Annotated in this window: 23 protein-coding genes and 1 pseudogene; 6 read left to right on the forward strand and 18 right to left on the reverse strand. The window is 41.2% G+C overall.

The window, feature by feature from the left end:
• The first annotated feature begins 442 nt into the window (after window positions 1-442).
• Window positions 443-1,777, forward strand: a complete 1,335-nt coding sequence (locus JI65_RS08890) for an acetate kinase (protein WP_191015390.1) — start codon at window positions 443-445, stop codon at window positions 1,775-1,777.
• A 71-nt stretch (window positions 1,778-1,848) separates the two neighbouring features.
• On the opposite strand, the gene JI65_RS08895 is transcribed toward JI65_RS08890, so the two are convergent.
• The 10 genes from JI65_RS08895 to JI65_RS08940 form a co-directional block, all read right to left on the reverse strand.
• Window positions 1,849-2,328, reverse strand: coding sequence for a type II TA system antitoxin MqsA family protein (locus tag JI65_RS08895; RefSeq protein ID WP_191015393.1), 480 nt, complete (start codon window positions 2,326-2,328; stop codon window positions 1,849-1,851).
• A complete protein-coding gene (locus tag JI65_RS08900; protein ID WP_191015395.1) occupies window positions 2,321-2,662 on the reverse strand; it encodes a type II toxin-antitoxin system MqsR family toxin in 342 nt (113 codons plus the stop codon). The genes JI65_RS08895 and JI65_RS08900 overlap by 8 nt, the downstream gene beginning before the upstream one ends.
• A 69-nt stretch (window positions 2,663-2,731) precedes the next feature.
• Complete coding sequence (locus tag JI65_RS08905; protein WP_191015398.1) at window positions 2,732-3,535, reverse strand: RtcB family protein; 804 nt, start codon at window positions 3,533-3,535, stop codon at window positions 2,732-2,734.
• Between the two features lie 256 nt (window positions 3,536-3,791).
• The gene (locus JI65_RS08910) at window positions 3,792-4,841 is read right to left on the reverse strand and encodes a type I restriction enzyme HsdR N-terminal domain-containing protein (protein WP_191015401.1); all 1,050 of its coding nucleotides are present in this window, start codon (window positions 4,839-4,841) and stop codon (window positions 3,792-3,794) included.
• Window positions 4,842-4,978: 137 nt separating this feature from the next.
• A complete protein-coding gene (locus tag JI65_RS08915) occupies window positions 4,979-5,581 on the reverse strand; it encodes a hypothetical protein (RefSeq protein ID WP_191015403.1) in 603 nt (200 codons plus the stop codon).
• A gap of 210 nt (window positions 5,582-5,791) precedes the next feature.
• The gene (locus tag JI65_RS08920) at window positions 5,792-5,938 is read right to left on the reverse strand and encodes a hypothetical protein (protein WP_191015405.1); all 147 of its coding nucleotides are present in this window, start codon (window positions 5,936-5,938) and stop codon (window positions 5,792-5,794) included.
• 81 nt (window positions 5,939-6,019) lie between these two features.
• Entirely contained in the window at window positions 6,020-6,733 is a 714-nt protein-coding gene (locus tag JI65_RS08925) for a hypothetical protein (RefSeq protein WP_191015407.1), read from the reverse strand.
• A gap of 122 nt (window positions 6,734-6,855) precedes the next feature.
• On the reverse strand, window positions 6,856-7,623 hold the full coding sequence (locus JI65_RS08930; RefSeq protein WP_191015409.1) for a hypothetical protein: 768 nt from the start codon (window positions 7,621-7,623) through the stop codon (window positions 6,856-6,858).
• A gap of 21 nt (window positions 7,624-7,644) precedes the next feature.
• The gene (locus JI65_RS08935) at window positions 7,645-8,025 is read right to left on the reverse strand and encodes a hypothetical protein (RefSeq protein ID WP_191015411.1); all 381 of its coding nucleotides are present in this window, start codon (window positions 8,023-8,025) and stop codon (window positions 7,645-7,647) included.
• 74 nt (window positions 8,026-8,099) lie between these two features.
• The gene (locus JI65_RS08940) at window positions 8,100-8,486 is read right to left on the reverse strand and encodes a hypothetical protein (protein WP_191015413.1); all 387 of its coding nucleotides are present in this window, start codon (window positions 8,484-8,486) and stop codon (window positions 8,100-8,102) included.
• A gap of 332 nt (window positions 8,487-8,818) precedes the next feature.
• On the opposite strand from JI65_RS08940, the gene JI65_RS08945 reads away from it, so the two are divergent.
• The gene (locus tag JI65_RS08945) at window positions 8,819-9,850 is read left to right on the forward strand and encodes a helix-turn-helix transcriptional regulator (protein ID WP_191015414.1); all 1,032 of its coding nucleotides are present in this window, start codon (window positions 8,819-8,821) and stop codon (window positions 9,848-9,850) included.
• 64 nt (window positions 9,851-9,914) lie between these two features.
• Here JI65_RS08945 and JI65_RS08950 read toward each other — a convergent pair whose 3' ends face one another.
• On the reverse strand, window positions 9,915-10,097 hold the full coding sequence (locus JI65_RS08950; RefSeq protein ID WP_191015415.1) for a hypothetical protein: 183 nt from the start codon (window positions 10,095-10,097) through the stop codon (window positions 9,915-9,917).
• 162 nt (window positions 10,098-10,259) lie between these two features.
• Window positions 10,260-10,844: a DJ-1 family glyoxalase III gene (locus tag JI65_RS08955; RefSeq protein ID WP_191015418.1), complete on the reverse strand. Its 585-nt coding sequence runs from the start codon at window positions 10,842-10,844 to the stop codon at window positions 10,260-10,262.
• Window positions 10,845-11,058: 214 nt separating this feature from the next.
• Between JI65_RS08955 and JI65_RS08960 the strand changes: the two genes are divergently transcribed.
• Genes JI65_RS08960 through JI65_RS08970 form a run of 3 tightly spaced genes read left to right on the forward strand, consistent with a single transcriptional unit; the run spans window position 11,059 to window position 15,137 of the window.
• Window positions 11,059-12,252: a response regulator gene (locus JI65_RS08960; protein ID WP_242457202.1), complete on the forward strand. Its 1,194-nt coding sequence runs from the start codon at window positions 11,059-11,061 to the stop codon at window positions 12,250-12,252.
• Window positions 12,245-14,314 carry a hybrid sensor histidine kinase/response regulator gene (locus JI65_RS08965; RefSeq protein ID WP_191015423.1) on the forward strand — a complete coding sequence of 690 codons (2,070 nt, stop codon included), beginning with the start codon at window positions 12,245-12,247 and terminating at the stop codon, window positions 14,312-14,314. Before JI65_RS08960 ends, JI65_RS08965 begins: the two co-directional genes overlap by 8 nt.
• Window positions 14,304-15,137: a histidinol-phosphatase gene (locus JI65_RS08970; protein ID WP_191015426.1), complete on the forward strand. Its 834-nt coding sequence runs from the start codon at window positions 14,304-14,306 to the stop codon at window positions 15,135-15,137. Before JI65_RS08965 ends, JI65_RS08970 begins: the two co-directional genes overlap by 11 nt.
• 49 nt (window positions 15,138-15,186) lie before the next feature.
• Here JI65_RS08970 and JI65_RS08975 read toward each other — a convergent pair whose 3' ends face one another.
• Window positions 15,187-15,462, reverse strand: coding sequence for a TraR/DksA family transcriptional regulator (locus JI65_RS08975; protein WP_340138438.1), 276 nt, complete (start codon window positions 15,460-15,462; stop codon window positions 15,187-15,189).
• Window positions 15,463-15,655: 193 nt separating this feature from the next.
• Between JI65_RS08975 and infA the strand changes: the two genes are divergently transcribed.
• Window positions 15,656-15,877, forward strand: a complete 222-nt coding sequence (gene infA / locus JI65_RS08980; RefSeq protein ID WP_191015428.1) for a translation initiation factor IF-1 — start codon at window positions 15,656-15,658, stop codon at window positions 15,875-15,877.
• Between the two features lie 421 nt (window positions 15,878-16,298).
• Here infA and JI65_RS17385 read toward each other — a convergent pair.
• From JI65_RS17385 to JI65_RS09005, 5 genes and pseudogenes are all read right to left on the reverse strand, one after another.
• Window positions 16,299-16,505 (reverse strand): annotated as a pseudogene (locus JI65_RS17385) (DnaJ domain-containing protein); the annotation flags it as partial.
• A 442-nt stretch (window positions 16,506-16,947) separates the two neighbouring features.
• Window positions 16,948-17,505, reverse strand: a complete 558-nt coding sequence (locus tag JI65_RS08990) for a Smr/MutS family protein (RefSeq protein ID WP_191015431.1) — start codon at window positions 17,503-17,505, stop codon at window positions 16,948-16,950.
• Window positions 17,506-17,521: 16 nt separating this feature from the next.
• Entirely contained in the window at window positions 17,522-18,922 is a 1,401-nt protein-coding gene (locus tag JI65_RS08995) for a hypothetical protein (RefSeq protein WP_191015434.1), read from the reverse strand.
• A gap of 59 nt (window positions 18,923-18,981) precedes the next feature.
• Complete coding sequence (locus tag JI65_RS09000; RefSeq protein WP_191015436.1) at window positions 18,982-19,506, reverse strand: tetratricopeptide repeat protein; 525 nt, start codon at window positions 19,504-19,506, stop codon at window positions 18,982-18,984.
• A gap of 34 nt (window positions 19,507-19,540) precedes the next feature.
• Window positions 19,541-20,665: a vWA domain-containing protein gene (locus JI65_RS09005; RefSeq protein ID WP_191015438.1), complete on the reverse strand. Its 1,125-nt coding sequence runs from the start codon at window positions 20,663-20,665 to the stop codon at window positions 19,541-19,543.
• Window positions 20,666-20,680: the final 15 nt, after the last annotated feature.

Below are 20,680 nucleotides of genomic sequence, written 5' to 3' on the forward strand. Positions count from 1 at the left end.
GTTTCCTTGCGTTAGGCACAAAAGCCCCGGAAAGAAATCTCACAAAAATTGCGAACGGCGCGCGAGCAATGAATCTGCATATCGAACACCTTCAGAGAAACTTTCCAGAGCGCGAGTTTTTGGAAACGCTAAAAATGAACTTTACGGTCTGAAAGCCAACTCATGCGTTTTCGAAAACTCGCGGGAAACGCACGAGCAGAAACTAAATCTCCAAACCAAACGTGTAGCGTTTCCTTGCGTTAGGCACTGGAGGGGCGCGAAGCGCGTGCGTAGCACCAACCGTAGGGGCGCCCGGAAGCGCCGACCGAGCGCAAGCGAGGGAACGCCCAAAAGACTCTACCTTACAATATTTTAAGATAGGCTTTGGCAAGTTGTAAAAATTTTTTGATAGTTTTATAATTAAGCGATTAATTTTTTTATTTTATTTTGTAAGAGGATTTTTATGGTAATTTTGACTTTGAACTGCGGTTCATCATCTGCAAAGTATCAGGTTTATGATTGGGACAACAAAGACGTTCTTGCAACTGGTGTTGTAGAGCGCGTTACTGCTCCTGGTTCAGTTATCACTCACAAACCAAAGGGAAAAGACAAGTTCGTTCTCGAAAGCCCTTGTCCAACACACAAAGAAGCTATCGAATTGATTTTGAACGCCATCACAGACAAAGACCACGGCGTTATTTCTGACATGAGCGTTATTGGCGCTGTAGGACACCGCGTACTCCACGGCGGCGACAAATTCACAAAATCTGTAAAAGTCACTCCAGAAGTTCTCGACACTTTCCGCTCGGTAATCGGTCTCGGACCTCTCCACATGCCAGCTAACATCATGGGAATCGAGGCTGCTCAGAAAGTTCTTCCGAACGTTCCACACGTTGCTGTAATGGACACAGCTTGGCACCAGACTATGCCGCCAGCTTCTTACCGCTATGCAATTCCAAAGGAATGGTATGAGAAATACGCAGCACGACGCTACGGATTCCACGGAACTTCTTTCCTCTACACTGCAAAACGTGCCTCTGTTCTTCTTCACAAAGCTCCAAAAGACACGAACGTTATTATCGCTCACGTTGGAAACGGTGCTTCTATGTGTGCTGTTAAGAACGGATGCTGTTTTGACACTTCAATGGGTATCACTCCGCTCGAAGGTCTCGTAATGGGAACTCGAACCGGCGACATGGACCCGGCTCTTCCATTCTACATCATGCGCCAGACTGGTATGACTCCTGATGAGATGGACACTGCAATGAACAAAAAATCAGGTCTTCTCGGTCTTACAGGAAAATCTTCTGACCGACGCGACGTTGAAGAGAATGCAAAGAAAGGCGATGCAGACAGCCAGCTCGCAATGGACATGGAATGCTACCGCCTCAAGAAATACTTTGGTGCTTACATGGCAGCAATCGGTCCTGTAGACGCTATCGTTTACACAGCAGGTGTTGGCGAGCACTCTGCAACAATCCGTGCAAAGGCTCTCGAAGGCTTGGAATGGCTCGGCGTAAAAATAGACCCAGTAAAGAACAAGCTTGCAAACACAGGAAACGCAGAGACTTGCATCTCGGCAGATGACTCAAAAGTTAAGGTTTTCGTAATCCCGACAGACGAAGAGCTTGTAATGACCGAAGATGCATTCGCAATCATGCAGGGAACTTACGACGTTCACACGAACTTTACATACTCATTCCAGGACCCGGCTTACCGCAACAAGGCACGCGAAGCTGCCCTCGAAAAAGAGCTTGCAAAGAATCCTGACCTTGCAAAAATCATCGTTCGCCCATAGTTTTGCGTAACGACTAAAAAAGGGCTTGCCTGAATTGAAGTGCACTTCAAATTAGGGCAAGCCTTTTTTTGTTAAGAATTTATAAAACGGCTTAGCCCTGCGGAATGCTCAATTTTTTCCTTTTGAACATCACCGATTTTATATTTATTAATCTCGTACATTTTATAAAAGCAACCCGGATCTTGAGAAAGCAGAAGCAACATTCGGTTTGAAGAACTCGGTTTTTCACCTTGCTCGTATTTGTTTATCGTCAATTCACCCATTCCAAGAATCATCGCGAACGCTTTTTGACTAGCATTGTATTTTTCTCGAATCGAAATTATTTTTTCTGGCGTAAGTTCATTTTCAGCATATTCTGCGGATTGTTTTCCCAATTTAAGAGATTCTTCCAGCTGTTCCATTGTCTGAAATTCACTACCACAAACAGAACACTTATACATTGGCACCAAGAATGAAATATTCTTGCCTTTTATAACCACGTTCGTTTCTTTTCGGATTTCCGAAACAACTACAATTTTTTCGCAATCCGGACAAGACATTTCTTTAATCATATTGTCCCTCCTTATGAAATGACATAACAACCCCTGCATCCCCATTTTTATCAGTCCAAATTTTTAGCTTAATATACAATTTTGTATCCTTATAATTCTGCAAGAAAACCATTACGTCGCCAGCAGAACCATTATCATCGGCTGTGGGGCCGCTATAAAAATTTTCAGGTCGCAATTCTTTTACAAAGCCCAACACATCACTAACACTCAAACCTTCGTCAAACAAGAACTGCATTGTTTTTTGTCTGTTACGAGGTTTGAATATCAGTTTGTTCTCAGCAATCAATTTTTGCAATCTCATAATAAAAATCGACGCTGATAAATTATCATTCATAGAAAAACTACCTTTTTATATCACTATTTTTTAATACCAATATATCTTTGCAAGTTTTCCCTGTCAAGTTTATCCTTCAGGCAGAGCCTTAAAATTGTAGACCGGCTTTAGGATTTTAGTGATTTCCACGGTCGGTTCGATGGCTTTTTGGCTTTCTTCGAGTCCTCGGTACGCGAACGGGGATTCGTCCAAAGTTTTCTTTGAGATGCACGAAGAATAAATTCCTTTCATCGCGGATTTGAAAGCACTCAGCGTAAAAGATTTTTTTACATCCTCGCGCTTCATAATGCGACCTGAGCCATGAGGTGCAGAAAAATTCCACTCGGCGTTTCCTTTGCCACGTCCGAGAATTATTCCGTCGCGCATATTGATTGGAATAATAACGCGCTCATTTTTTTGGGCAGAAACCGCGCCTTTTCGTAAAATCGGCTTTTCCGCGCGGAAGTCCACGTAATTGTGAACGCACGAATACGGATCGTCGATTTTCCACTTCATGCCGCGAACAAGTTCATCGATAATCGCGAGCCTGTTCAGTTCCGCGAACGTCTGAACGACAGAAACGTCAGAAAGATACGAATTCATCAAACTTTCTTCTATATAAGTAAGCTCAAACGGAACGTCCTCTCCGTGATTTTTCATAACACGACTCCCTTCCCCAAGATAAAAATCAGCGACCTCTTTTCCGAGATGACGGCTTCCAGAATGAACGACGATAAAAAAATCCCCGTCCTCGTCCCTGTCAATCTCGATAAAATGATTTCCCCCGCCCAAAGAGCCAAGACTCAGCACGGCTTTTTCTTTGTAAACATGCGCGCCACATTCAAGGCGAGAAAAATCAAAATCCGCCGAAAAACGATGAGGCTTTTTACGCAACGCTGGGAATCAATGGCCGAATCAGAATAATTAAAAATTGTCGATAAAAGTAATTCCCACGAAACCTGAATAATCTCTTCCTTGCAGTTGAGATTTTTATTGAAGAAAAAAACGGTGCTATTTGTGCATTTGAATTCAAATACAACCCGAAAAAAGCCAACGCAAAATGTCCGCTCACATTCTCAAAAACCTACCCGGAGATTTCGTTTGCGGTGGTGACGAGAGAGAATTATGCGGAGTTTGTGGGGGAAGTAGATTATTTTTCAGGCTTGATGTCGATACCAAGTTTTGCAGCACCATTTATGAAGCTCTTCATATTATCAGGTTTCCATTGTGTTGAAACAGCAACCTGAGTCCCGTCAGAAAGAGTTATAGGATGTTTATTGAATCGACTGCCAGCCCATTGCTGAGGAGTCACTTCTTCCAAACGACGAATCATTTTTCCAAACCCCGGTTTTGCCATAGAATCGGGGAAAGCTGCCTGAAGTTCACTAAATGAAATGCCAGTGTGTGATTCGACATAAAACTGAACAGTTTTATGTACGGTTGAACCTTTTCCACCAGTTGGCATACCATTCACCATGAACTGCGTATTGTCTTTCGAACCGAAGTTTTGGCTTAGAGAGAATGATTGATTTACCTTTGCTGTATGCGGTAAGAATACAGGAGCAACTGATACCAACTTTTTATCTATTGAAATATTGTATTCCTCAAGAATCTTCTCAATATCAGCAGCAGGATATTTTTCTGAAAAATAATTTTTGAGCAGTTTCATAATCAAATTTGCTGAAAGTTCTTTTTTGATTTTGCTCTCACTATTTTTCTTTTCGTTACTTTCTTTTATGAAATCTTTGATTTTCTGCTTATCGAAATTGTCCTTGGAGAAAAGTTCTACAAAACGGCTTCCGTTCGGATTGTCTTGTGTGAATGGGATTTCAACAAAGGAATAGAAATTTTCTTTTGCAGTAAAATCATAATCGTAGATATAAAGATTGTCACAGACAAGAATACCTAAGTCGATTTTTAACTGATTCAAATAACTAAAAAGCTGATCTTTACCTTCGTGCAGAGTGTGACGTTTTAACTCCATAACAAATAAATCTTCGTTACTGTTTTTTATCACTATATCCGCTCTTTTTGTCATCACTCCCATTTTTACACAACGTTGGGGATCAATGTCAGAATCACAGTAATTAAAAATTGTCGCTAAAAGCAATTCCCACGCTGTCTGAACAATCTCTTCTTTGCTGTTGAGATTTTTATTGAATTGTGCAACTATTTTGTTCCATGCTTCCGTGTAAGTCATTTTAATTCTCCAAAACCAACTTTACATTAAATTCTTTGACTTCGATTTTTTCAATTAAATCAGGATTAAAAGTGTCTAAAACTTCTTCACGAACAGTCTCATCATCGAGAGTTGCAATTATAACACCTTCGATATCTTTATCCTTCAGTTCTTTTATTTTTTTTGTCGTTTTGCATTGCCTTTACAGTTTTCTCATAACTCTCTGCAGAAACCTTTCTTGCTTCAAGAACAACGACAAGAAGCTCATTGTTCTTTTCAAGATATTTGGCTCCTAATAAATCAGGCTTAACTGCACCAGATATTTTGTATGAAGGGAACAACTCTTGCCAATAAATTCCAAACAACTTATTTAACGCAGAAGAATCTACTACTTGTTTTGCATTTTCTACATTGATTTTTTTATTGAGAACAAAAACTGGCTTATGCACTGCCCAAAAAGGCACTTCTTTTACGAAAGCCATGTATTTATTTATCGCGCACCTATAATTTCCTAATCGTTCTGGGTGCTTAACCTCCTTGAAATCTTTGTTTTCCATTATTTCATCTAAATATTTCAAAGAAGTTGCAGTTTTTTCTAAATCACATTCTGTGAAATCTGAAAAATATGAAATATGAAAACCTTTTTTTAGCTCCAAAATTTCTGAAACTTTATTCAAATATGTTGTATAACAGTTAGCTGGACCTGGTCTCATTTTTCCTTCTTTTATACACCAATTAATAAATTCTTGCTTTTTACTCATAAATTTTTCCTATTATACTTGTCTAGTTTCACACAACAAAGTAAAACACATTTTTTATTTTTGTCTAAAGAAGTTTATTAAGAATTTCAGTTATTTTCAAGATAAATTAAATCCCACCCACAGAACTCAATTTACAGCGTTCTGCCGAATATTCGCCCTATTGGCTAGCAAATCCGGCACCAACCAATTTTCCATAATTTTCCTCCTTTCCTATTCATCACGCGGCTTTTTCATCAGAGATTTATTTGTACGCCTCTGCAATTCAAAATCAATTTCAAAAATATCGTAGATTTTATTCTGCAAGAAACTTTTGATTATCTTGTCGGCCTCGTCATATTCAGAAAAAACTTTTTTCATGTTCGTGAGTCTCCTTTTATGCGTATTATAACGCATGGTTTCAGCTTTCGCTGTATAAAAGGAAGGTGAATTTATGTAGAACTATTGTACATAATGACGCAGCCAGTTATTTGTTTCACCGTAGATATTTTTCCAGAAGTTATACCTGTCTCCCCAAAAGTCCTCCATAAGGTATGACCCATAGGTTGCTTGAGGCTCTACAAATATCCAATAGTCACAAGTGTTATCGCTTTTTACCCTAACAAACAAGTGGTTAAAACCATTGTCTCTGTTTCGATTTCTGACTATTTCACAGTAAGCAGGATTGAATACCTTATCCCACTGCTTCTTAAATTCCAAAGAATAATCAATACAGTTTATTTGACCGTCCAAATTGCAGTCATGCACTTTGCATTGAACACGCCAAAGAATATTCCATATTTCCTGGCTTTGCTTATCAAAAGCATTAAATGTTTGTGCATGTAAACATCCAGTGCAAATAAACAATAAGAATATGATTATCGTACCAAAAAGAAGTAAGGTAGCAAATGTACGCAGCTTTATTGATTTATATTGAAGTCTATCCCTAATAAGATAGCCGACAATATAATCAGCATCATGGTCACATTTCAGTTTATCACAAGTTGCAAGCTGACTATAGCAGTCAAGAATCTTTTTATACTTAGAGCAATTTGTACACTTTACTCTACAATCATTGAGATATTGATGACAAAGACATTCAGCTTTAACTTGTGCAAGCACTCGAATGTTTTTATCCATGTCAGTGTATTGCTCAAAAACAATGTGTTCGCCCATAAAGCCTCCTTATATGAAAAAAGCGTAAAACTCTTTTAAGCTGTATCACTTTCCGAAAACGGAAGGTGAATTTGTAGCTCGTCTTTTATCTGCGTTTCCATAAAAACACCGCACACGTTCTCTCAGTGCCCAAAACCGAACATGACTCCGTAAATGTAACCGTGCCCTTTTACGTAGGCGATATCCCAGCGAACGGGAAAGCCCACTGTTGCCCGAATGCCGCAGTTCACTTTCCAGGCGAGGGAAAAATCTTCCAGCCCGCAAAAACGGCTGCTCGTCCAGCCAACTCCGCAACCGCCGTAAAACGTAACGAATAACAGCTGCAATCCAAAATCCGCGCTGAACAAAACGGTATGGTTATTGTCGTGATTATAAAAATCAAGTTGATAAAACTTCGGAAAGCGATATTTATCCCCCTGCTCGCAACTAAAACTGCAATAGAAGTCATCGGCATCCTCTTCTTTTTCAAGCTCAATTGCCACTCCTGCTGAATAGATTCTCTCCATCAAACCGTCTTCATTGCGCCTATTCAAATCAAAATCGAACGACGGGAACGACCATGAAGGAGTCGGCCAATATCCGCCACCACCAAAATCAAAATCACCTTTACCAGCAGGATTTACAATGCAATATTTTTTTGAAGGAGGTACCTGAACTTCCTTTCCGCCAGAAACATAACCGCACACGACGTATCCCAGATTATCCGTCCAGGTCGGGTCAATCCAATACCACGAACCGTTGTTCCGCTGAATCCAAAGCCACGCATGATTTGTCGCACCGTCATGTGCATACACGGAAAGGCTTCTCCGTTCCTTGCAGTAGACTCCGTTCATCAAAATAACATACCGTCCGTCGTGGGAATCAACATAGCCGTAGCCATTCCAGCGCACCCGATTTTCTGGAACTGGGTCTTAAAGTTTTATAACTTTCGGATTGTTATCACTGACCGCGATGTACCATTCCTGATTTTTCATTCCCTTACGGTTGTAGTCATTTTGATTTTGTTTTATGCCGTTCCAAGCCGCCTCCGCGTAATCAAAACAGATTCCGTAAAAAGTCTGCGTGCGAGTGCGGTTGCCCGACATTTCTGCAAAACGTTTCGCCAGAAATTGCGGGGTGTAATAATCGTGCGGATCCTGAATATTTGAATAACCAGCCTCCGTATTCGAATAACGTCCGAGGCACGCTGTCTGCATGGCAAGGTCCTGCAGCAAGTCCGTAAACTCGTCGGCACGGCAAAAAGGTACAGCCAAAATCACAAAAATCCCCAAAATAATTCTTTTGATTTTCATAGCACTCTCCTTTGGTTCGGCTTCGCTCACCAACCATGATTTGCGTCATGCAGAATTTAGTTCAGCATAGCCAGTCACATTGAATCCCGCATTGATTTTAGTTGCAGGGCCAGATTGTAAGTCGTTCTTGTAACTCCGCTTGCGTAGCGGTTAACGCTCAAACGTCCGTAAATATTTCCATAGCCGTCCATAAGCCAGGGCGCGTTGTACGAATATTGGCTGAATGGACTGTACTGCGAGTAATCCGAGCCGTAAGTGCCGTATTTGTTAAAAATCGAAGATGAATTGTACTTTGAACCGTAGGTGCCGTAGCGATTGTAAATTGAATTTGAAGAATATTCGGATTCAAAAGTCCCCAAAAACGTACCGTCATCCGCAACAATCCTAAGCTGCGAAAGTGATTCCGCAAAACAAAGCGTTGCAAAAAGCATCAATGCCACAAATAAAATTTTTCGTTTCATAATTTTCCTCCTCATCTCGCTTTCAAAATAATCATACGACCACTTTGATTCAGAATTGTCGCTTTTTTGGCGACAGTTGATTTTTTACAACTCTTAAATTTTTGACGCAGATGAACGCAGAAAAGTACAGATGAGATGCAGGTATATTCAAAAAAAACAGAATCCTCCATAACTATCCGCGACTAATCTGCGAACATTCGTGTTTATCTGCGTTAGAAATCTGCAAAGTGATTTCTATGATTTTTTTCAAGCAAACTTGAATTTCTTGCTTGATGATATAGAATATAAATTACCTTCATTCCCAAGTCACGGGAATAAAAAAAGGAACTTTTATGGCTGTTGACTTTACGGAAAAATCAAAACGATTTCAGGCAATTGACGAGATTATCGCTTCAGGGAAAAAACTCAAATGGGATAAGATGGTTGCTGAGCTAGAATCAACATACGGAATCAAAACGAGCAAAACCACGTTCTTCCGCGACATTGCGGAGCTTCAGGAAAAATACAATGCGCCGATTGACGTTGATTTTGAAACGAGCGGGTACTTTTACACCGATGAAAAATATCGTCTCCCGCGATTCTACACGGACGAGAACGCGGCAAAGGCTGCAAAGCTCATAAAAACGCTCATGGACATGGTAAAAAACAATCCGCTTTACAAAGAAGCCCAGGAAGTTTTTGAATCACTTTCAATTGAGAATCACGATTTATCGACCGACAGAATACGAATCAGCAAAAAGAGCGAGAACGACAGGATTATTTTTGTTGGCGCCCCAAACTACAAGGTTGCTGCCGAAACCTGGCGACTAATCGAAAAAGCGCTGCACGAAAATCGGGTCATCACGTTCGATTACCAGTCAACCACAACGCAGGGACTTTTTCAGAGGCGAGTTCAGCCTTGGCAGCTGATTTTTGACAACGGAAACTGGAACCTGCACGGGCTTGACATAATCAAAAACGACAGCAGACGATACACTCTTGGCGAAATGCAAAATCTCCAGCTCACAAACGAGATTTTTACGCTCCCCAAAAATTATGACTTTCGCAAAATGACTCGCGGCTCATTCGGGTGCATGTGCCACAAGGACTACCTTGATTTTAAAATCCACCTGCACGGCTACGCCGCCCGTTACGCAAAAAACAGAATTTGGGGCGAGAACCAGAAAATCCTTCCAGACGAAAAAAATCCAGGTCCCGACGCGAAAAATCCAGGAATCATCTTGAGTTTTAGGAGCAACCAGCTTTATTCAATCCGCCACTGGACATGGCAATGGGCCGACGAAGCCATTCCGCTTGCGCCAAAAGAACTTGTAGAGGACTGGCTAAAAAAAAGAGAGAGCGTGAACAAGATTCAAATTGATTGAGTTCACTTCACTTCGTTCCACGAAGCAAATCAACTCTTCCGGTCACATTATTTTTTCGAATCTTTTAACGGTCTTCCGAATTTTTCGAAAAGCTCGCAGTTGGCTTCGGCATAAGATAACGATTGCGCGCGTAAAGCTCGCTCGTTTCGTCAGACTCGTCCTCCTCGTCGGGAAAAGCCACAGCATTAACGTCCGCACCGGAATCCACAAGGAACTTTACGAATTTGCTATCAGCATTCCCCTGCAAAAATCATCGTTCGCCCATAGTTTTGCGTAACGACTAAAAAAGGGCTTGCCTGAATTGAAGTGCACTTCAAATTAGGGCAAGCCTTTTTTGTTAGCGGAAATATTGTGAGATTCCGAATCATGTTCGGAATGACAGGCCACGGCAAGGCCAATCACAAAAGATTTATCGCTGGCAGCTTCCGTCGTGAACTTTTTTTGCAACTTCGGAACCGGCAAGAATCTCCACGAATTTCATCGCAAACTGTTCGGCAGTTCCAGGACCTCTTCCCGTAAGAAGATTTTTGTCGTACACGAACGGAACGTCGGCAACATGACTTCCAAAAGGAATTCCGTCGTTCATTCCTGGGTAGCAAGTCCACTTTCTGTCAGAAAGAACATTTGTTTTAGAGAGAACAACGGCAGGACTTGCGCACATCGCACAAACAAGCTTTCCGTTTTCATTCATTTTTTTTACCAAATCCAAAAGATAAGCGTTTGCCGCCAAATTGCTAGCGCCAGGCATTCCGCCCGGAAAATAAATTGCGTCCGGCAATGAAGAAGAAAGCTCCGCCTTAAAATCTTCAAGAACCACGTCCGCAATTACAGGAATATTGTGGCTGCCCGTAACAATCGAAGAAATTTCATCAGAATCAGCGGATGGAACAGAAACGGTCACAACGTCCTGACCCGCCCGGCGCAAATAATCAACAGGGGTAAGGGCTTCAATTTCCTCAAATCCAGGAGCTAAAAATACAGCAATTTTTGACATACAAACCTCACAAAATCATAATTTCTTCTATTATATCACACTTTTTCCATTCCGATTGTAAACATATTGCAAACTCACAAATCCGCTTAGAAAATTTTATACTTATTTTCAAATTTATTTAGAATCTATTTTCAAATTTAAAAAAAACAACGATAATATAAATAAGATGAAACAAGTTTTAATTATAGACGCACCACCAATGTTTAGAGAATTTTTGCGAGAAAAATTAGTCGCAGAAAAAGTTGGGGTTGAAATTGCAAATGGACAAAGAGACGCATTTACCAAACTTATTTCTACAATACCCGATTTGATTATTTTAAATATCGAAGACAACATAGAAGAATTCGTGGATTTTTTGGAGAAAAAAAAGAAGGACATCAACGCCAAAAATATCCCAGTAATAATTTCGGGTCCAGTCGCCTCAAAAGAAACCGTTGGAAATTTGATTCAATATGACGTAATAAAATATTTTACAAAACCTATAAAATTCGACGTTTTCTTTGAATCAATCGGACAGGTTCTCAAGCTCGGATTATCAATGGACACAACTCCATGCGTGCTCGACATTCATTTGAACAATAACATAATTTTCATTGAAATCGCAATGGGACTGAATCGCGAAAAAATTGCGATTTTAAAATACAAGCTTTCGGAGCTAATCGAAAAAAACAAAATCGAAACTCCAAAAGTCGTTCTTATGATGACGGATTTGAACCTGAGTTTTGTAGACGGATTGAATCTGGAACTTCTTTTTGACAACATAATTTCAAATAAGAGCATCGCGCACAAAAACATCAAGGTGCTTTCCCTTGACGAAATAACAAAAGACATGATTGAGGGACACCCTGAATACGACGGAATTGAAGTCGTCAGAAATCTTTCAGACGTTCTGAATTCCCTTGTCGGAAACAACAACTCAGAAGACTTGCACGACGCTATCAGCGAGAATTTTCTTACCGCCACAAAAGATGCGAACACAGGCTCAGTCGAAATGCGCTTTTACTCGGACAGCGGAGCCGCTGCAGATTCAGACGATGGCTCAACCATTACCGCACGAGCCGCGATTATCGATGACGATGTGGTTATCCGCGAACTTCTCAAAAAATCATTTGAAAACCTCGGATTCGAAGCAGAAACTTTCTCGAAAGGTTCAGAATTTATTCTTGAAGCCACAAGAAAAAAATTCTCAGTCCTTATTCTTGATATTTTTATGCCAGGACTTTCAGGTTTCGACATTTTAAAATCACTTCAAGACAGAAAAATAGTCATTCCAACGATTATTTATTCTCAGGCAATGCAAAAAGAAATGATTATGCAGTCGCTCCAGCTCGGAGCAAAAAGCTATCTTTTAAAGCCGCAGAAACCAGAAGTCGTAACTCAGAAAGCACTAGAAATCATAAATGCCTAAATCAACTTTAAGAATCGATGATGCGAGCCGATTTTTAGCCGGTACGCTTCACGAAATACGAACGCCAATCCAAACGATTGTAAGCACAATCGAATTAATTCAGGACACACGACTCGACAAGGAGCAGATGGAATATATCCGTCAAATTCAGTTCAGCGCGGAAGTCCTTTTGGATTTGGCAAACAATATTCTAGACTACACAAAAATCCGCTCAAAAGAATTCAAATTGGAAAATATTCCTTTTGACATTTCAAACGTAACAGAGCAGGTTGTTGACTTGATAAGCATTGAGGCATTCAACAAAGGCCTCGAAATCGTAACCGACATTCATCCGTCAGTACCGGCAATGGTCACTGGCGACCCGGTGCGCATTCAGCAAATCATGCTAAACCTTATTAAGAATGCCGTAAAATTCACCAACGAAGGATACATTCACGTAGTCCTCGCCTACTCTGACGATGACGGAATCTATTTTAAAGTCACCGACTCCGGAATCGGAATTTCGCCAGAAAAACAAAAACGGCTCTTTTCCGAATACTATCAGGCGGACGTTTCGACGTACAGAAAATTCGGCGGCACGGGATTAGGCCTTTCAATCTCAAAAAACCTAGTCATGGCAATGAACGGACACATCGGTGTGCGCTCAAATCCCTACGGCGGTTCCATTTTTTGGTTCAAGCTGCCTCTAAAAATCGCCGTGGAAGAAAAACCTGTTCAAGTCTTTCCGTTCCGCAATGTTGACCAAGTTCGCATCATGATTATCGATGACAGCCCGCTCGCAATAAAAAGCCTAAAGCGCAAAATAGAAGCCCTGGGAATCTACGAAATCGAAACTGCGAACAGCTGCGAAGACGCAATTAACCAACTTGAATTCGCAAAAAAAATTCACAGACCGTTCACGCTCGCTTTTGTCGATATGCTAATGCCGAATTTTGACGGCTGGCACGTTGCCTCAGAAATAAAAAGCCATCCAGAAATCAAAGACAGCGTTCGGCTCTGTCTTCTTGTGCCGGAAGGTCAAATGGGAAGCGAAGCCAAAATGAAAATGCTCAACTGGTACAACGGCTATTTGTACAAACCGATTCGGCGCGCAAAACTTCAGGAATTTCTCGTAGAAGCCCTTGCGTCGGACACGCCGCTGGAAACGCTCCCAACAATCCGAGAGCAGGAAGAAATTGACCTTTCAAAACCGAGTCTCGAAGAAAAAGAGCAGAACCAAAAATCTGTCCTTTCAACAGCAAAAGTTGCCGAAGGGCTAAAGATTCTGATTGCCGAAGATCACCCTGTAAACCGAAAGCTGCTTGAAACATTCGTGAAAAACTTTGGCGCCGACGTTTATCTTGCCGAAAACGGACAGCTCGCCGTCGAGTGCATTCAGCAATATCCTTCAATAAACCTGATTTTTATGGACATACAGATGCCGGTTATGAGCGGTGTTGAGGCGACTATAAAAATCCGCGAAGAAGGCTTTAAGGGAATCATCGTGGCCTGCACCGCGAACAACGATTCCGGGGATTTTGAAGATTATATGAAAATCGGTATAAACGACATTCTCGTAAAACCGTTCAAACGTGCGACAATCCGCAACGTAATCGAACGCTGGCGAGAAGTTTTAAAAGTCACCGATTTTTCAACAGTCAATACAGTCATTCCGCAGCCCGCTCAAAAAGACCAAAGCAATGAAGTGGAACTTTGGGACCAAAATGATTTTATGGATACAATCGGGAATGACATTGAATTCGGAAAAAAACTACTTTCCGAATTCATCGCGCAGACTTCAACTTTGCTAGCCGACCTTCCAAAAAGCATTGACGCGAACGATTTTTCAGAAATCCAAAAAATCGGTCACACAATCAAAGGAAGTTCAGGTTCAATTTCTGCAAAACTTCTGAGTGAACTTGGAAAGCAAACCGAAGATGCGGCAAAACTCTCCGACATCGAGCAAATCAAAATAACGCATGAAAAACTCGACGAGGCCTTTAAGGATTTCCAGCAATGCATTGAAACATGGAAAAAGGAAATAGAACTTCAAGAACAAAACGGAACAGCAAATGAAAACTAATTTTCACACTCACACAACTTTTTGCGACGGAAAAAACACTCCCGAAGAAATGGTTTGCTCGGCAATCACAAAAAAGTTCGACATGCTGGGCTTTTCAGCCCATTCAATGCAGCCTTTCGACTCTTCGTGGCATTTGCGTTCGGAACGGCTCGGAGAATACACGGACGAAATTTTTAGGCTAAAAGAAAAATACGCCGAAAAAATAAAAATCCTTCACGGTTTTGAGGCAGACTACATTCCAGGAATCACTTTGCCGACGTTCGAAAAATATGCAGAATTCAAGCCGGATTTTTTGATTGGTTCGATTCATTACATTTACAACAACATCGAAACCTTTGCGGTTGACAACACGCCACAAGAGCTGGAAAACGGAATAAAAACGGTTTTTAACGGAAGCGTACGCAATGCGGTGCACGAATATTTTTCGCTGCAAAAAGAAATGCTAGAACGAGGAGATTTTTCAATAATCGGTCATCCAGATTTAATCAGAAAATTCAACGGACGACTGAATTTTTTGGACGAGAACGAAACTTGGTACAAAGATGAATTAAAATCACTCGCAGAAAAAATAAAATCGGCCGGCGTAATCGCCGAAATAAACACAGGCGGGATTTCAAGAGGATACATGACAAATCCGTATCCGTCGGAATATTTTCTTACCTTGCTTTTTGACTTATGCGTACCGATAACGATAAGTTCAGACGCGCACCACGAGTCACAATTGGACGGCTCCTTTGATTTAGCTTTGTCCCTCGCAAAAAAAGTGGGCTACACGGAACTTGCGATTCCTTTAAAAAATAAGTTTGACTTTTATAAAATATAAACGGGCCATCCGAAAACGAACAGCCCGTTTACAGCAAGAAACAATGACTTTAGCGGTTTTTGCGCTCATCTTGAGCTTTGCAGTTTACGCACATAAACGCATAAGGAATTGCTTCCAATCGTGCCTGCGGAATCTCCTTTTTGCAAACGAGGCAGTAGCCGTATTTGCCCTGCTTGATTCTGTCGAGCGCATTATCAATCATCTTCAAACGATTTGAATCTTGAACTCCGAGCGACTCCAACAATTTTCCGTCAATTGCATCAGATGCAATATCGACTTCATCACCAGGCTCAATGCCTTCAACGATTTTTTTGTAATTCTTCATTTTTTGAGGCGAGTGACTCAAGAATCACATCTTTCTGAGCAATAAGTGCTTCCTTCATTTTTTCAATAAATGCCTGATCCACAGTATACGTCTCCCATGTTGACAATTTTTTTTAAACGTTCATAATAATATAATTATAAAAATCCAAAAAGACAACTTTTTTCTTATATTTTTTGGATGATTTGGAGGATATGTGGCTAAAGAAGAAGCTATTGAGGTCGAAGGTATTGTAAAAGAGTCGTTGCCAAACACTATGTTCCGTGTTGAATTGAAAAATGGCGGACACGTAATCATGGCTCACCTTTCAGGAAAAATGCGCAAACATTTTATTAGAATCGTTCCGGGTGACAGCGTTAAGGTTGCTCTTTCACCATACGATTTGAACCGCGGACGCATCATCTTCCGCGAACGCTAAGCAGAAAAGGGACTGTTTCCAGTCCCTTTATTTTTTAACTTTTGCTTCCGTAAAACAAACTCTTGAATGCAGAAATCGCACCTTTTGCACCAGAAATCATCAACAAGAAACCGATTGGGAATAAGAACGGAGTTGAAAGTATCGCAAATCCCACCAAAAACATTACTATTCTCTGAACAAGATAAAAAAGCTTTTCTGTCGTAGACATTGGCGAAGAGTTTCTGCCCTGAGTCGTGTAGTAATAATATCGTCGCTGATTGTCGTAGCGCTCATTTTCCTCGTCAAAAGCTCCACCGTGCATCCACTGCCAGAACGGGTCGTTCTGTGACTGCCGGCCGTAAGTGCCATAACCGTCGCGCTGAGCCTGTCTCCAAGCTTCCTGCCACTGCTGCTCGTAAGTCTTCTGAGAATCTGTATTTGAACCAAACTGGTCATATTGACGCCGTTTTGTCTCATCGCCTAAAACTTCGTAAGCAGCAGAAATGTTCTTGAATTTTTCTTCCGCAGCCTTGTCTCCTGGATTTCTGTCAGGATGATATTTCATTGCGAGTTTTCGGTATGCGGATTTAATCTCGTCCGCTGAGGCATTTTTTGAAACGCCCAAAATTTCGTATAAATCGTTCAATATTTATTTCCTCTACCTTTAAAATACTGATAAAAGCACAAAGTAACAAGGGAATTTTGTATGTATTATAAACTTGCCGATGTAAAAATTGTCTGCACTAACGTCGTTCCGACAATTTTAATCAACTTTCTCACATTCATAATTAAAACTCCCGCACTCCGATTATAAGTGAAGCACGAGTTTTTCCACGAAAAACTCGTGGGGAGCGACAAAGTTGACTTTTTAGATTACGAACGAACTTAAAAGCTCCCGTTACTTTATTTTAAGTGAAGCACGAGTTTTTCCACGAAAAACTCGTGGGGAGCGACAAAGTTGACTTTTTAGATTACGAATGGACTTAAAAGCTCCCTTTTATTTTAAGTGAAGCACGAGTTTTTCCACGAAAAACTCGTGGGGAGCGACAAAGTTGACTTTCTAGATTACGAATGGACTTAAAAGCTCCCTTTTACTTTATTATAACCCACGTGGCTCCGGTTCCGCCGTGATTGTGGTCGGGATGACCGGAAGTTCCCAGATTTGCGTGGCGTTCAATAAAAGTGCGCACCATTGGCCCCAAAACAGGGTCGCTTCCGTGGCTGTGAACGCCTTTTCCGTGCACGATAAGAATTTTCTTAAAACCGCGGCGAATTGAGTCCGCAACAAAGCGGTCAAGGCGTGCCCATGCGTCGTCGCGGGTAAGGCCATGCAGGTCGATGCGGGCATCAGGCGGCATTGTACGGAGATACTCGCGGCTTTCCATTTTTGTGCGCTCACGGTATTCATCTGCAAGGGCATCTTTATCAGTCGTGCCGTAACGGCGAAGCCAAAGTTCCATCGGATTAATTCTGACTTTAGCTTCCGCCTCCATGATTTCTTCGTTGGTAGGGCCGCCCTTCAAAGCTTCACGTTCCTCTTTTGTGAGCGCGTTGGGCTTTTTGTGACTCACCTGAGGCTGAGACTTTTTTTCTTTTCTGGAAGCTTTCTGCGAAGCGTCCCACTGATTCAAAATATCTCCAAAATCCATTTTATCACATCTCCTGTTAGCGAATTTCGTATACTGTATTTTTTAAAACCCAGCCTGAATAATCAACACATTCTATAAAAATCCAGTTGCCAGCACTTTCCAAAAGTTTTACGCGCTGCCCCGGCAAAACAGTATGAACCGAAGAAGAATTTTGTTCTGGAATGAGCGAGATTTTCGTTCCGCCAAAAATTCCATATTTTGGAAGAAGACGGAGCGAAGTTCTAAGCGAAAGAACCATGCACGCAGTTGCAAAAACAGCAACCACGAGCGAAGAACGCAAATGACGTAAAAACAGCAGGATAATCATGATTACGAAAAGTCCCGCAAAAACCGCAATAAGCAATTTTAAGAACGGAATGCTCGGCTCATTCTGCGGCGAAGAAATTCCGACTTCTGATTCCACAAGCTGCCTTTTCGCAATTACAGAGCGGCTCCACGGAAAGGAATGACGCTCTTCAGAACGGGCCTGTGCGAGAGAAGCGCAATAATTTTCAGAGGGAAAATCAAAGTTCTGTGCAAGATTTTCTTTTTTCTCATCTTCAAAAGCCGAGTTAAAAGCATTGGAAAGGAATTCATTTTCCTCAAAAGAAGATTTTTCTTCAGTTGCGCAAATATCAGATTCAGAAACAAAAATCTCGTAGTAAGGAAGGGAAAGAGGCTTTTTTGCGCCGTTGTACGCAATTGCATTCACAGAAACCTGCGGCATTTCATACGTTCCTTCAACGAGAGGCTTCCACTCGAATTGCGCGACAGGATATTTTTTCGTTGAGAATTTTCCAGGATTGTCGTATTCAGAAATCTTTCCCCAGTGCCCCATTTCCGTAAAAATCGAATTTTTAGGAATTTTGTAGTCAAAATTGTAAATCTGCACGGCAAACTGAACATAAACCATGAATTTTATGGATTTTCCAGATTGAACATTTATGCAATTCACGCCCCGTTCGTTTTTTGAGAATTCAAGTCCGTTTTCTTTTTCATCATAAAATTCAACGGAGAGAATCGGATTTATGAGCGAAGGATTTTCAAAAACCTCAATGACCGGAAAAGAAGCCTGATATTTGTGATTCTCAATTTGCAAAGTGATTTCAGGAATGCGAACCTGCCCAGTCGCCGTAAAATTGAACCAAAAATGCAGAATCGTTCCGCGCTCACCATCATCATCAACAAAATCTTCCGGAACCGAAGAAATAAATTTTATTCCAGCTGGAAATTCTGGAAGCTCCGTCGAGATTTTTGAAGCGTCGGCCTTTGGAATCACGAGGGAAAAACCATTTTCCTGCTGAGTAAAAATATAATTATCTTCGGGAGTGAGTCTTAAATTTTTGTATTCATCTTTTGGGAACATCGTCCACGCGAAGATTTTAAAAAAAGAGGAGAAAGTAAAAAAAATCAAAACGAATAAAAATCTGTTTTTCATAAATCCACCATAAAATTTTAGGTGGTTTCGACCACGCTCAACCACCGCCCAAATTGAACCTAATAGTCGAGAACGCCGTCTTCTTTTGGCGGCTGCTCAATATTCGTCCACCATTCCTGCTCGTTTTGGTTTATAAGCTCAAAAATCGACTTTTCGAGGTTCGAAGAGGAATCATTTTTCTGGAGATTTTCCTCCGAAGATTCTTTCGGTTCCTCAACGTTCTGTCTGAGACAAAGCTCAAGGTTTATTTTTGCGTCCATATTTTCGTGGTCAAAAAGAATCGCCTGCTTGAATTCTTCCGCAGCCGCCTTAAAGTCACTTTTTAAAACAAAAACCATGCCTTTGTTGTAAAAAACGTCGCTCAAAAATTCTTTCGGAAGATTTTCTGATTCCTGCCCGCCAGAAATTTTGTTCAGTTTTTCCAGGGCAACATCGTATTCCTGCAAAGAAATGTACGTGGAAGCCAGCCCGAACAAAGCGTAGGATTTTGCCAGTTTGCCGTCTTCAAGGGAATCATAAGTGTTAATAAATTTTGCCGTTGCCTGCCGGTAATCTCCGTGATACCAATTCCACGCGCCCTGCAAGATTTCAGTTTTTCGGTTATCCTCGCCACAGGAACTAAAAAAGAATGCCGAAGAAAAAATACAAAAGGGCTGAAAGTTTTTTTGAAAAATTGCCTTTCCGATTTTTTTTACCTTTTACGAAAGCCTTTCGAATTGTTTTTATGTCAAAATCGGCAACAACGAAGGAAAGCACAAAAAATATCAGCGCAAGGAGCATAAAAAACACATGCCGCTGGACAGGGCGAATCTCGTAAGTAAAAACCGTGTTTTCTTTTTCACCAGAAGTTTGAAGCTGCTTTAGCAAACGGTTTGCAGAACCTTTTTCGTCCGCACGCACAAAATTTACGAGGGCATTGTCTTTTTGACTGTAAAGAGAATTTGTCTTTGAAGAAACTTTTGAAACGATTTGTGAAAGTTTTGCAGCCTGAAGCGAAGAGTGGACTTTCTGGCCGCCTCCGGCTGTGATTTCAATGCCTTCTTCAGAACCAAAACCGATTATGCTCACAGGAATTCCGTTTTTTGCCGCAACGAAAATTTCTTCTTCAAGCAAATCGTCAGATTCCTCGCCGTCGGTAAAAAACCAGATTCTAGGAGCCTGACCGAGGTTATGAGGAAAAGACTCAACGGCAGTTTTTAAGCCTTTTCCGAGAGAAGAGCCATGAAAAGTCATAAGAGCAGGCGAAAGATTTTCGATTAAGGCAAGTGCCGCCGAATAATCCTCCGTGAGCGGAACAAAAACATATCCGTCACCTTTTACAAGAACAACCGAAATCGAAGTTCCTTCCATTTTGGAAAGAAGACTTTTCGCATAAAGCGCGCTCATCTTTAGGCGGGAAAGTTTTTTTTCGCCGCCATTGCCGTCTGCGAAGCCCGCGTCTTCGGCAAGCATACTGTAAGACACGTCAAAAACAAGACAAACCGCATTTCCGCTTTTTTGGACGGGGATATTTTCTGTTCCCCAAGAAAAGCCCGCATAGGCGAGAACTGCAAAAATCCATGCAGCGGCCCTAAAAGCCGTCCTGAAGAAAAACACCTTTTTCAGGCGATTCTTCAAATCAATATTTTGCGAAAAATCGTGGAATCCGCCAAAAACAGAAACGAGTTTTTTATATCGCATAAAAATGAACAAAATCGCAGGAACAAGCGCAAAGAGCGACCAAAAAAGCATAAGGTCGTTCAATTGAAATCATTTTTG

Source organism: Treponema zioleckii (assembly GCF_014737315.1).
GTDB lineage: Bacteria > Spirochaetota > Spirochaetia > Treponematales > Treponemataceae > Treponema_D > Treponema_D zioleckii.

What these genes read in the sequence shown, in the direction of transcription:
- JI65_RS08970 (WP_191015426.1), top strand. Translation starts at nt 14,304, where the DNA reads ATGAAAACTAATTTTCACACTCACACAACTTTTTGCGACGGAAAAAAC.
- JI65_RS08925 (WP_191015407.1), bottom strand. Translation starts at nt 6,733, where the DNA reads ATGGGCGAACACATTGTTTTTGAGCAATACACTGACATGGATAAAAAC.
- JI65_RS08935 (WP_191015411.1), bottom strand. Translation starts at nt 8,025, where the DNA reads ATGAAAATCAAAAGAATTATTTTGGGGATTTTTGTGATTTTGGCTGTA.
- JI65_RS08900 (WP_191015395.1), bottom strand. Translation starts at nt 2,662, where the DNA reads ATGAATGATAATTTATCAGCGTCGATTTTTATTATGAGATTGCAAAAA.
- JI65_RS08975 (WP_340138438.1), bottom strand. Translation starts at nt 15,462, where the DNA reads ATGAAGAATTACAAAAAAATCGTTGAAGGCATTGAGCCTGGTGATGAA.
- JI65_RS08945 (WP_191015414.1), top strand. Translation starts at nt 8,819, where the DNA reads ATGGCTGTTGACTTTACGGAAAAATCAAAACGATTTCAGGCAATTGAC.
- JI65_RS08890 (WP_191015390.1), top strand. Translation starts at nt 443, where the DNA reads ATGGTAATTTTGACTTTGAACTGCGGTTCATCATCTGCAAAGTATCAG.
- JI65_RS08920 (WP_191015405.1), bottom strand. Translation starts at nt 5,938, where the DNA reads ATGAAAAAAGTTTTTTCTGAATATGACGAGGCCGACAAGATAATCAAA.
- JI65_RS08910 (WP_191015401.1), bottom strand. Translation starts at nt 4,841, where the DNA reads ATGACTTACACGGAAGCATGGAACAAAATAGTTGCACAATTCAATAAA.
- JI65_RS08895 (WP_191015393.1), bottom strand. Translation starts at nt 2,328, where the DNA reads ATGATTAAAGAAATGTCTTGTCCGGATTGCGAAAAAATTGTAGTTGTT.
- JI65_RS08965 (WP_191015423.1), top strand. Translation starts at nt 12,245, where the DNA reads ATGCCTAAATCAACTTTAAGAATCGATGATGCGAGCCGATTTTTAGCC.
- JI65_RS08915 (WP_191015403.1), bottom strand. Translation starts at nt 5,581, where the DNA reads ATGAGTAAAAAGCAAGAATTTATTAATTGGTGTATAAAAGAAGGAAAA.
- JI65_RS08955 (WP_191015418.1), bottom strand. Translation starts at nt 10,844, where the DNA reads ATGTCAAAAATTGCTGTATTTTTAGCTCCTGGATTTGAGGAAATTGAA.
- JI65_RS08990 (WP_191015431.1), bottom strand. Translation starts at nt 17,505, where the DNA reads ATGGATTTTGGAGATATTTTGAATCAGTGGGACGCTTCGCAGAAAGCT.
- JI65_RS08995 (WP_191015434.1), bottom strand. Translation starts at nt 18,922, where the DNA reads ATGAAAAACAGATTTTTATTCGTTTTGATTTTTTTTACTTTCTCCTCT.
- JI65_RS08940 (WP_191015413.1), bottom strand. Translation starts at nt 8,486, where the DNA reads ATGAAACGAAAAATTTTATTTGTGGCATTGATGCTTTTTGCAACGCTT.